12 protein-coding genes are annotated in these 9460 nt (G+C 36.9%); 3 read left to right on the top strand and 9 right to left on the bottom strand.

The genetic code is table 11. The features are described from left to right. Positions 1 to 411 (top strand): cytidylyltransferase domain-containing protein (locus ABZA26_RS02560; protein WP_372712960.1); only part of this gene is annotated, 411 nt, incomplete at its 5' end. A 30-nt stretch (positions 412 to 441) separates the two neighbouring features. On the opposite strand, the gene ABZA26_RS02555 is transcribed toward ABZA26_RS02560, so the two are convergent. Then, positions 442 to 828, bottom strand: a complete 387-nt coding sequence (locus ABZA26_RS02555; protein WP_372712959.1) for an HAD hydrolase family protein — start codon at positions 826 to 828, stop codon at positions 442 to 444. A 332-nt stretch (positions 829 to 1160) separates the two neighbouring features. Between ABZA26_RS02555 and ABZA26_RS02550 the strand changes: the two genes are divergently transcribed. Continuing rightward, the gene (locus tag ABZA26_RS02550; RefSeq protein WP_372712958.1) at positions 1161 to 2243 is read left to right on the top strand and encodes a glycerol dehydrogenase; all 1083 of its coding nucleotides are present in this window, start codon (positions 1161 to 1163) and stop codon (positions 2241 to 2243) included. 34 nt (positions 2244 to 2277) lie between these two features. Here ABZA26_RS02550 and hcp read toward each other — a convergent pair whose 3' ends face one another. Then, positions 2278 to 3984, bottom strand: a complete 1707-nt coding sequence (hcp, locus tag ABZA26_RS02545) for a hydroxylamine reductase (protein WP_372712957.1) — start codon at positions 3982 to 3984, stop codon at positions 2278 to 2280. A gap of 233 nt (positions 3985 to 4217) precedes the next feature. Between hcp and ABZA26_RS02540 the strand changes: the two genes are divergently transcribed. Further along, a complete protein-coding gene (locus tag ABZA26_RS02540) occupies positions 4218 to 4415 on the top strand; it encodes a hypothetical protein (RefSeq protein WP_372712956.1) in 198 nt (65 codons plus the stop codon). Between the two features lie 42 nt (positions 4416 to 4457). On the opposite strand, the gene ABZA26_RS02535 is transcribed toward ABZA26_RS02540, so the two are convergent. The 7 genes from ABZA26_RS02535 to ABZA26_RS02505 all read right to left on the bottom strand — a co-directional run. Continuing rightward, positions 4458 to 5096 (bottom strand): alpha/beta hydrolase, encoded by a 639-nt coding sequence (locus ABZA26_RS02535; protein ID WP_372712955.1) that lies wholly within the window; start codon positions 5094 to 5096, stop codon positions 4458 to 4460. A gap of 3 nt (positions 5097 to 5099) precedes the next feature. Then, complete coding sequence (locus ABZA26_RS02530) at positions 5100 to 5447, bottom strand: cupin domain-containing protein (RefSeq protein ID WP_372712954.1); 348 nt, start codon at positions 5445 to 5447, stop codon at positions 5100 to 5102. Between the two features lie 11 nt (positions 5448 to 5458). Beyond that, positions 5459 to 6025, bottom strand: coding sequence for a nicotinate-nucleotide adenylyltransferase (nadD, locus tag ABZA26_RS02525; protein WP_372712953.1), 567 nt, complete (start codon positions 6023 to 6025; stop codon positions 5459 to 5461). After that, the gene (locus ABZA26_RS02520) at positions 6025 to 6471 is read right to left on the bottom strand and encodes a PTS sugar transporter subunit IIA (protein WP_372712952.1); all 447 of its coding nucleotides are present in this window, start codon (positions 6469 to 6471) and stop codon (positions 6025 to 6027) included. The genes nadD and ABZA26_RS02520 overlap by 1 nt, the downstream gene beginning before the upstream one ends. Positions 6472 to 6488: 17 nt before the next feature. Next, positions 6489 to 7295 (bottom strand): hypothetical protein, encoded by an 807-nt coding sequence (locus tag ABZA26_RS02515; protein ID WP_372712951.1) that lies wholly within the window; start codon positions 7293 to 7295, stop codon positions 6489 to 6491. 14 nt (positions 7296 to 7309) lie between these two features. After that, positions 7310 to 8299 carry a tetraacyldisaccharide 4'-kinase gene (lpxK, locus tag ABZA26_RS02510; protein ID WP_372712950.1) on the bottom strand — a complete coding sequence of 330 codons (990 nt, stop codon included), beginning with the start codon at positions 8297 to 8299 and terminating at the stop codon, positions 7310 to 7312. A gap of 17 nt (positions 8300 to 8316) precedes the next feature. After that, on the bottom strand, positions 8317 to 9460 hold a 1144-nt coding region (locus ABZA26_RS02505; protein WP_372712949.1), incomplete at its 5' end, for a P-loop domain-containing protein.

The following is a 9460-nucleotide window of genomic DNA, read 5'->3' as shown; positions in this document are numbered from 1 at the left end:
CTTATAGAGCCTTTCAGAAAAACCAGTGATCTTGTTATGGCCACTTTAAAGCATAAGATCGACACCTATGAGGAAGTAGAAAATCCAAATAATGTAAAAGTTATAACTGACAGGGAAGACTATGCCATCTATTTTTCCAGGAGTCCCATTCCCTACCCTAGGACTTTGGATATGAAAAACTATTACAAGCATGTGGGAATATACGGTTATAAAAGAGATTTTGTGATTGAATATTCCAAAATGAATCCTACAGATTTGGAAATCTCAGAATCTTTAGAACAGCTCAGAGTCTTAGAAAACGGGTATAAAATAAAGGTTTTAGACACTCCTTACAAAGTTGTAGGAGTAGACACATCAGAAGACCTTGCAAAAGTAGCAAAAATTATTAGAGAAAAAAACATACAAATTTAAAAATCCGGCTAAAGAGCCGGATTTTTAAATTCAGTCTCTGGAAGGTTTGGGGAATCTAAGTCTGAACACCCCTGTATTCTCAAAAATCTCCTCTATACGATACCAGTCCACTCCCTTTTCCCGGCAGTGTACGTCCATATCATCTATATACACATCTGCAAACACCTTATTAGATGTCGTAATTTTTATTCCGTCGATATTTTCATTAATTTTATGATAGGGGATATCCTTGAAATTCAGCCATTTTTTCATCTCCTCCATCCCTTTATTATTTACAGGACGGCATGTCCATATTATTATTTTGTGACCCTCTCCAAAAAGTCTTTTTATCACCCTTTCAGCATTGGGTTTGATCTCTCCTATATCTGGAAAAGAACTATCTACTATTGTTCCGTCAAAATCTATAGCTACTATCATATATCTCACCTTTCTTATTTGGATAATCTATTTAAAAATCTCACCTATTATCTTCATGTCTGAAATCAGCATCATTTCATTCTAAGTATACAATATAACAATTTGAAAATATACACCCCACTATAATTTAAAATTCTACAGTGCCCTCTATGATAATTTAATCACTTTGTTTATAAATTCCAAAAAAAATCAAATAAAAAATGTAACGACACTTTCATGACACTTTTTCCTGTTATAAATTATTAGGATAAAATGAAAAATCTTTGCGTATTTGTTTTACAGCAAATGATTTTTAATTTGTTATTGATAAAAATATCACTAGGAGGTAGTAAATGGAAAATATTATTTTGTCACCGGGAAAATACATTCAAGGAAACGGAGCCATTGGAAACTTGGCTTCTCATGCTGGAAAAAAAGCCTTGGTCATTGCTGACGAATTTGTAATGAATCTCACCAAGGAAAAAATCAGCAAAAGTTTTTCAGATAAAAAGATCCCTGTTGATTTTGAACTTTTTAACGGAGAGTGCTCAAAAGTAGAAATTGCCAGAATAAAAGATAAAATTGAAGCTTTCGGAAGTGAGATTATTATAGGGGTCGGTGGTGGTAAGACTCTGGACACAGCAAAAGCTGTAGCCTATTATACTGATCTCCCTGTTGTTATAGCACCTACAATTGCTTCTACTGATGCTCCCTGCAGTGCTCTTTCTGTTCTTTATACAGAAGAGGGTATTTTTGACGAGTATCTTCTGCTTCCAAATAACCCCAATATAGTTCTCATGGATACTGATATTATTTCAAAGGCCCCTGCAAGACTACTTGTTTCAGGTATGGGAGATGCCCTGGCCACTTACTTTGAGGCCAGATCATGTGCACAGTCCAATGCAAAAAATATGGGAGGAGGACTTCCTACAGGAGCTGCTCTTACTCTTGCTAAGCTTTGCTATGATACTATTCTCAAAGAAGGATATATGGCATATAATTCTGCACAATCAAAAGTTTCTACAAAAGCTCTTGAGAATGTCGTGGAAGCCAATACCTACCTCAGTGGTATAGGATTCGAGAGCGGAGGCCTGGCAGCAGCTCACGCTATTCATAACGGTCTTACAATATTAGAAGACTGCCATCACTTGTATCACGGAGAAAAAGTTGCTTTTGGTACTCTGGTTCAGCTTATTCTTGAAAATGCTCCCCAGGAAGAGCTATTTGATGTCTTAAACTTCTGCCTCAGTGTGGGACTACCTACAAACCTTGAGGATATGGGTGTCAAAGAAATCGATGAAAACCTTATTATGGAAGTTGCAAAAGCTTCCTGTGCTCCCGGTGAAACTATCCACAACATGCCGTTTCTTGTTACACCGGAAAAAGTTTTCGCAGCCATTCTCACTGCTGACAGAATAGGAAAAGAATACAGATAAAAAAACAACCGGCTTCTAGCCGGTTGTTTTTTTATTACTCTATTCCAAATATTTTCATGTCCTCTTCTACACTTGATATTCCTGCAATACCAAATTTTTCAACCAGCACGTTTGTTACGTTTGGTGAAAGGAAGGCCGGAAGAGTAGGACCCAGGTGAATATTTTTTACCCCTAGATGAAGTAAAGCAAGAAGCACGATTACCGCTTTCTGCTCATACCATGCAATATTATAGGCTATAGGAAGATCATTTATATCATCTAGTCCGAAGGCCTCTTGGAGCTTCATTGCTATTACAGCCAGTGAATAAGAGTCGTTGCACTGTCCTGCATCTAATACCCTAGGTATTCCCCCTATATCTCCGAGAGGAAGTTTGTTGTATCTGTACTTAGCACATCCGGCTGTTAGTATTACTGTGTCCTTGGGAAGTTTCTCTGCAAATTCAGTATAATATTTTCTGTCCTGCATTCTCGCATCGCATCCTGCCATTACCACAAATTTCTTGATTGCACCTGATTTCACAGCCTCTATAACCTTGTCAGCCAGAGCCAATACCTGATTGTGTGCAAACCCACCGATAATTTCCCCTGTTTCGATCTCCACAGGAGCTTGACATTTTTTAGCCATTTCAATAATAGGAGTAAAGTCTTTCTTACCTTCTGCATCTTTTTCTATATGGACACATCCGCCCATACCTGCTGCATTTGTAGTGAAGATTCTCTCTTTATAAGTGAGTGATCCGCTTCTTGGTGGAACTATACAGTTACTTGTGAAAAGTACAGGTCCGTTAAATGTTTCAAACTCTTTTGTCTGATGCCACCATGATCCGCCGTAGTTTCCTACAAAGTTTTCATATTTTTTAAATGCAGGATAGTAATTTGCAGGAAGCATCTCTGAGTGTGTATACACATCTACTCCTGTATCCTTTGTCTGTTCCAGCAGCTGTTCCATATCACGTAGGTCATGCCCTGATATGAGTATTCCGGGCTTTGTCCCTACACCTATGTTTACCTTTGTGATCTCAGGATTTCCATATGTATCTGTATTTGCCTTATCTAGAAGAGCCATAGCCTCTACACCGTATTTTCCTGTTTCCAGAGTCAGTGCCACAAGCTCGTCTACGGTGACATCAGGATCATCTGTAGCCAGGAGAGCCTTCTCCACGAAGCCTACTATCTCTCTTTTTTTGTAACCTAGGTGAGCAGCATGTTCAGTGTATGCCGACATTCCTTTTAGACCATATACTATCATTTCTTTAAGAGATCTTTCATCTTCATTTTCTGTCCTCATTACTCCGGATTTATCAGCTAATACTCCGAAAATTTTATCCTTGTCTTCGTAATCTGAAACAGGATCTAGCAAGTGGTTAAACTTTTCGCTGGGACAGCAACCTTCAGTTTTTCTTTTAAAGATCTTCATGATTCCAGAAGGGTTCTTTTTCTCACAAGTTTCTTTTAGCTCGTCTCTCAGCTTTATTGCCGTTAAAATCTGATTATATAAAACATCATCATCAAAGTTAGAATTTGTTACTGTCATAAATAAGCTGTTTAATATAAAATAATCTACACTTTCGTCTAGATCTCCGCTTTCTCTCAGGGGAGAACTGTATAGTGCCACGCTCTTAACAGCATGAAGGAGTACATCTTGCAATTTTGCCTCTTCAGGTGTCTTTCCGCATACACCTCTTATGGTACATCCTTTTCCTGCTGCAGCTTCTTGGCATTGATAACAAAACATTGACATATTTATTCCTCCTTTTTATTTTTTTAAACTTACAAGTATATTTTTCAAAAGAATCACTTTTTTTCCTTTTAATTTCATTTATTTCAATAAGAAGTTTTATTTTCCATTGACCTTTGTCAGCTAAGTCCGGGCACTATAAAATTTTCCATGATTCATTTTAAAATTTATATCTGTATTTGCTTCTTCCGTTACTTTAAGTTAGAATTATATATCACTAATTTGGAGGTGTTAAAATGCATTATCTTATTTCCGGATGCAATGAGAAAGGTGTTGAAAAAATCAAAAAATTGGAACAGGAAAACGGTCTTCTTCTCTTGGCTTATAACGAATCACAGTATGACTATGACAATTTGTCAGAGGATGATCTGTCAAAGATCAACCAGCTTGAAAAAGAGCTGGGGATCAAAATTATCGCTTTAAAGAAAAAATAATTAAAAAAAGACAGATAAAAAGGCACTTTTGAAAGTGCCTTTTTATCTGTCTAAATATTTTTTCAGAGCCTTATATACTTCGCCTCCAGCTTCATATATAAGATTATGCCCGCCCTCTATCCTGCAGACTACTGCATTTGGAAAATCTTCTATCACATCTTTAGAATTTTCCTCTGGGATAACTCTGTCTTTGTTCCCCAGTATAATAAGAGGAGTCAGCTCTGACTTCTCACTGCACAGTTTATCCTCTATAAGTTTATTGAGGCCCTTCACCAGCTCATCATCATGTATCCTCAGAATACCTTCAAAATATTCCCCCAGATATTCTTCAAATTTTGAATTATTGCTAAAGTTCAGTTCTATAAAATCTCTCAGACACCCTGCTCTTTCTATCTTCAGCCTCTTTATCATCTTTTTGATTATAAGAGGTCTCGTAGTCTTTGTAAAATTAAGCGTCGGAGCTATGAGAATAGCTTTTTCTATTTTATTCTCCCTCATAAACCTTATACAGTCCAGTGTACCCATAGACCATCCGAGAGCTATTACCTCTTGGTATTCATCTAGATTCCTGTGAGAAAGATCCTCTGAAAAGATTATTTCAGACCCCAGTCCTTCTAAAAAACTTTTATAAAAATCCTCTGTACTACCCCAGCCCTTAAAGACAATAATTGCACTTTTCATATTTTACCCCTCCACTATAAAGGCGGCAAATTTAATAGGCTCATCTCCTGTATTTTTAAGCCCGTGCCCCTCTTTAAACGGAGTGTAGATAAGGTCTCCAGGACCTATCTCTCTTTCTTTTCCGTTGTCATTTACGATCCCCTTGCCTGACAGTATATAATAAAATTCCTCATCATCAATATGTTCATGATAACATATCTCAGACCCAGGAAGAAGCTCATTCACATAGAACCCTTTTAGAGGTGTGTTAATCTCATCTTTATCTAGATACCTGTAATTGTATATTGTACCCTTCCCGCCTCGAGGATTTTCACCTACGATCTTCAAGGCATCTTTCTCTCTTATGACCATTTCACTACCTCCTATCTGTATAAATTTTCCTTTGTTATTATATCTCGTACCTTATCAGGGACCATGCCGGTTATATCCATTCCCTTTTTTATCAGCCCTCTTATCTCAGTGGAGCTGTATTTGTATAGGGGGCTTTCCAGAAGTATTATGTTCTCATGATCCGGTTTATAATTATAGCCTTTTCTCTTAAGTACCACAAATTTACACTCTCTGAGCATATTTTCATAGTCTTTCCACTGATGCAGATAATCTGCAGAATCCTCTCCTATAACTTCATAAAAAATAGCGTCTTTATATCTCTTTTTTAAATTCAAAAGGGTATCGTAAGTATAAGATACCCCTTTGCTTTTCACCTCTATATCTGATACTTCCACCCTGTCCATATCCATGCAGGCAGCTATCAGGAGTTTTATTCTCTTCTCTCCCTCAAGAAGCCGATCCTCCCTGTGAGAAGGAGCTCCCACAGGAATAACAATCAGTCTGTCAAGATTCATCTCTTTCATGACATATTTTATTATCTCTACATGCCCTACATGGACAGGATTAAAACTCCCGCCGTAAATACCTATCTTTTTCATCAGATCCCCGACAGTGCCTCTATAAGTTCTTCTTTACTAGACGCCTCTAGGATATTTTCTCTGTAGTCCTTATTTCTGAATTTTCTGGCTATTTTAGCCAAAAGATCAAGATATTCTTTGTTGTTGTTTTTAGGTGCCCCCACGAGAATTACAAGCTTTGCAGGTACACCGTCAGGAGTGTTAAACTCAATAGGATTCTCAAGAAGTGCCACAGCAATTATTATCTTATTTAAAGATTCACATCTTGCATGGGGTACGACTATCCCCATACCTATTCCTGTTGTTCCAACCTCTTCTCTCTGAAAAAGTCTTTCTAAAAACAGCTGTTTATTTTCCACAGCATTGCTATTTTCAGATGCCATATCTGCTAGAAGCCTTATTACTTCTTCTTTATCTTTTTTACCACTCACAACTGTCAGCAGCTTGCTAGTAAGATAATCAATCATTATATGCCCTCCTAATTTTACAATCCCTTATGTATGATGCTCTCTGTATCAGTAAGATTCTCCCTACCATTTTTCAGTACTTCCAGCCTTTTCAGTGCTATTTTTACAAAAACACCTTCATTTTCATATTCATATTCCTGAAGAACATTTATGTATGCAAGAAGATTCATCCCTCTTTTCGTCCTCAGATTCTCTTTTGACTCACGGACTTTTTTTATTAAGTCTGCCTTTGTTACTTCTGATGCAGGAAGAGTATTTTCATATTCAGTAAAATTTCCTTTTACTTTGCTTATATAGGACATTGCCAGATAAACAAGGTTGTCATCAAGGTCATTTCCCATTAGTTTTTTAAGAGAAAAAGCCATTAAACATTTCTGACTGTCTATCTCTTCTAAAAGAGTATAATGAAAAAGAGTTTTATAAAATAGTTCCCTGTCTCTCAGAAATATCTCTTTCCCGTATCTTATTGAAAAATTAACATTGTTATTGGCAATTAATTTCATAAAGTTTTTCATTAGATTTTCCAGAGTTTCTTTAGAAAACCTCTCTATTTTTTTCAGCTTTACCCTTTCCTCAGCCTTTGCACAGCTGAGTATTTCCTTTGCTACATCTGTACCTTTTTCTGCAAAGGCAGCCACAGGAAGAGTATAGTTCATATTTTTTCTTTTAATTTTACCATTTCTGTCTACTGTGAAATAAGACCTTTTATCCAGAAATTCCCCAAAATAAGATACCGCCTTCTCTCGGCCTTTTTCATTTATAATATTTTCTATAACATCAATATTTTTATTTTTCAGTATTTCCAAAATATCCATTGTATCCATTAAAGTCCTCCAGACTATTTAAGTATATTATCCTCTATCATTGTAAACTCGATTTTTAAAACATATGTGTTGTTAAGATTAAAATCCCTGGGAAGCTTTACCAGGTCTTTTTCCGTTGTTATTATATAGTCTGCATTCATTATTTCAGCTCTTTTTTCTATATTCTGAAAATCTTTTTTCTTAAAATGGTGATGATCCATAAAATCAACCCGTTCAATGTATTCAGGCTCTAGTGAAATTACAGTTTTTTCAAAATTAAGTGGATTGGCAAGACCGGAAAAAAGCAGAACCCTTTTCCCCTTTATCCAGAAGAGCGGTTTTCTGTTTCCCTTGAGGTCACACAGTGCAGAGACTCCGTGTTTTGCTACAGATATATTTTTCTGATATCTTCTCAGATATTTTTTTATTGTTTCTACCTCTTTTTCACTTGCCAGATCAGATTTTGTTATTATAAATTCACTGGCTCTTCTGAGGCCCCTTTTGAGGTCTTCTCTCAAGGTTCCTTTAGGCAGAAGTGCCTTCCCTCCAAATGGATTTGTGGCATCTATGAGGACAACATCTCTGTTTCTCTTGAGTTTTCTGTGCTGAAAACCGTCATCAAGAATTATTGTGTCTATATCAAAGTGTTTTTTTGCATAAAAACATGCCTTGTATCTGTTTTTCCCCACTATAACAGGAACCCTGGCATTGATTGCATGAAGATAAGGCTCATCTCCGCTCTCTTCTGGAAAAGCGAATATCTCTCTGCCGTCACTTACAAGGAGAGGATCTCTTTTTCTTTTCCCCCTATACCCCCTTGAAACTATGGCCACTTTCTTGCCTTTTTCCTTGAGCTTCTTAGTGAAGTGCTGTACTGCAGGAGTCTTTCCTGTCCCTCCTACAGTGATATTTCCCACGCATATGATCTCTACGTCATCTACTTTTCTGATTTTGAAAATTCCCTTATCATACAGAGAGTTTCTAACTGTTGTAACAATATAGTATATGTATGCTAAAATTTCCATTATTACCTCTCATTCTGCTATAAAAATATCTCTTTCCTCAGCCTGTTGATAGCAGCTCCTATCTCATATTTTCTTGATAATACGAGATTGCCTTTGTCACATCTTAGATATTCGCAGATATTATCTTTTTCCAGGTGAAGTTCCACTTCATCCAAGGCCTCTTTTAGAGTAGCTCTCTTGCTGACAGTGAAGATCTTTTTAATAACTTCCCCTATAAAGAGAACCTGACCGGTTTCCACCAATTGCTCAAGAGATCTTATATCTACAGATTCCCTGTTGATTGACAGCTCATCCAATTCCCTTCCCCTTATTTTACATTTTTTATCACTGAAAAGTAAAGGAGTTTTTTTAGAATCGAGAACTCTCTCTCCCACTCTAAATTCATCACTGCTGACTAAAATCTTGCTTTCACTGTATCTTCTGTCTATCTCTTTAGCTTTGTCTGTTACGTCTATCACCCGATATTCATCTAGCATTAGTACCCTGTCAGAGACAGAAAAATAATCTCCCAGACCTCCTACTACTATTATTGTAGAGATATCCCTCTGATTTTTCATAGACACTACTTTTTCTATAAATGGAGTTATGGGCTCCTTTTCATGGGATATAAGTTCCTGTATTTTTCTGTCCCTCACCATAAAGTTTGTAGCAGAAGTATCTTCATCAATAAGCAAAGTATCTGCTCCCAGTTCCATAGCCTCTATAATATTACACGCCTGCGATGTTGATCCGCTGGCATTTTCTGTTGAGAATTTTTTTGTATCTTTTTTATGAGGGAGGTTGTCTATAAAGTTGCTGATATCTACCTTCTCTATACTTCTCCCGTCTTCTGCTCTTATCTTTACTGAATCATAGCTGGTTATTACGTACTCTCTGCCGTCTCCAGGTATATGATTATAGACACCTTTCTCTATGGCATTCAACAGAGTGGTTTTCCCGTGGAAGCCCCCTCCTGTTATGGTTGTTATACCTTTTTTTATTCCCATACCTGTTATTTGGTATCCGTCTTCCAGTGTCAGTGTCACCTTCATTGTATCAGGAGAGCTAAACCTCACTGCATCTCTCATTGGCCTGTCGTCTACAGAGCTTTTTCTGGCCAAGACTGCTCCTTCATCTACAAAGGTTATTATATCTCTTTTTTTTATTTCTGCTCTTATCATG

Origin of the sequence: Ilyobacter sp. (assembly GCF_041583315.1) — a bacterium.
Taxonomy (GTDB): Bacteria; Fusobacteriota; Fusobacteriia; order Fusobacteriales; family Fusobacteriaceae; genus Ilyobacter.
Note: the sequence above shows the minus strand (reverse complement) of the source record. Positions and strands in the feature narration are given on the sequence as shown.

Coding starts and splice junctions, on each gene's coding strand:
- ABZA26_RS02555 (WP_372712959.1), bottom strand. CDS start 828: ATGATAGTAGCTATAGATTTTGACGGAACAATAGTAGATAGTTCTTTT.
- ABZA26_RS02550 (WP_372712958.1), top strand. CDS start 1,161: ATGGAAAATATTATTTTGTCACCGGGAAAATACATTCAAGGAAACGGA.
- hcp (WP_372712957.1), bottom strand. CDS start 3,984: ATGTCAATGTTTTGTTATCAATGCCAAGAAGCTGCAGCAGGAAAAGGA.
- ABZA26_RS02540 (WP_372712956.1), top strand. CDS start 4,218: ATGCATTATCTTATTTCCGGATGCAATGAGAAAGGTGTTGAAAAAATC.
- ABZA26_RS02535 (WP_372712955.1), bottom strand. CDS start 5,096: ATGAAAAGTGCAATTATTGTCTTTAAGGGCTGGGGTAGTACAGAGGAT.
- ABZA26_RS02530 (WP_372712954.1), bottom strand. CDS start 5,447: ATGGTCATAAGAGAGAAAGATGCCTTGAAGATCGTAGGTGAAAATCCT.
- nadD (WP_372712953.1), bottom strand. CDS start 6,025: ATGAAAAAGATAGGTATTTACGGCGGGAGTTTTAATCCTGTCCATGTA.
- ABZA26_RS02520 (WP_372712952.1), bottom strand. CDS start 6,471: ATGATTGATTATCTTACTAGCAAGCTGCTGACAGTTGTGAGTGGTAAA.
- ABZA26_RS02515 (WP_372712951.1), bottom strand. CDS start 7,295: ATGGATACAATGGATATTTTGGAAATACTGAAAAATAAAAATATTGAT.
- lpxK (WP_372712950.1), bottom strand. CDS start 8,299: ATGGAAATTTTAGCATACATATACTATATTGTTACAACAGTTAGAAAC.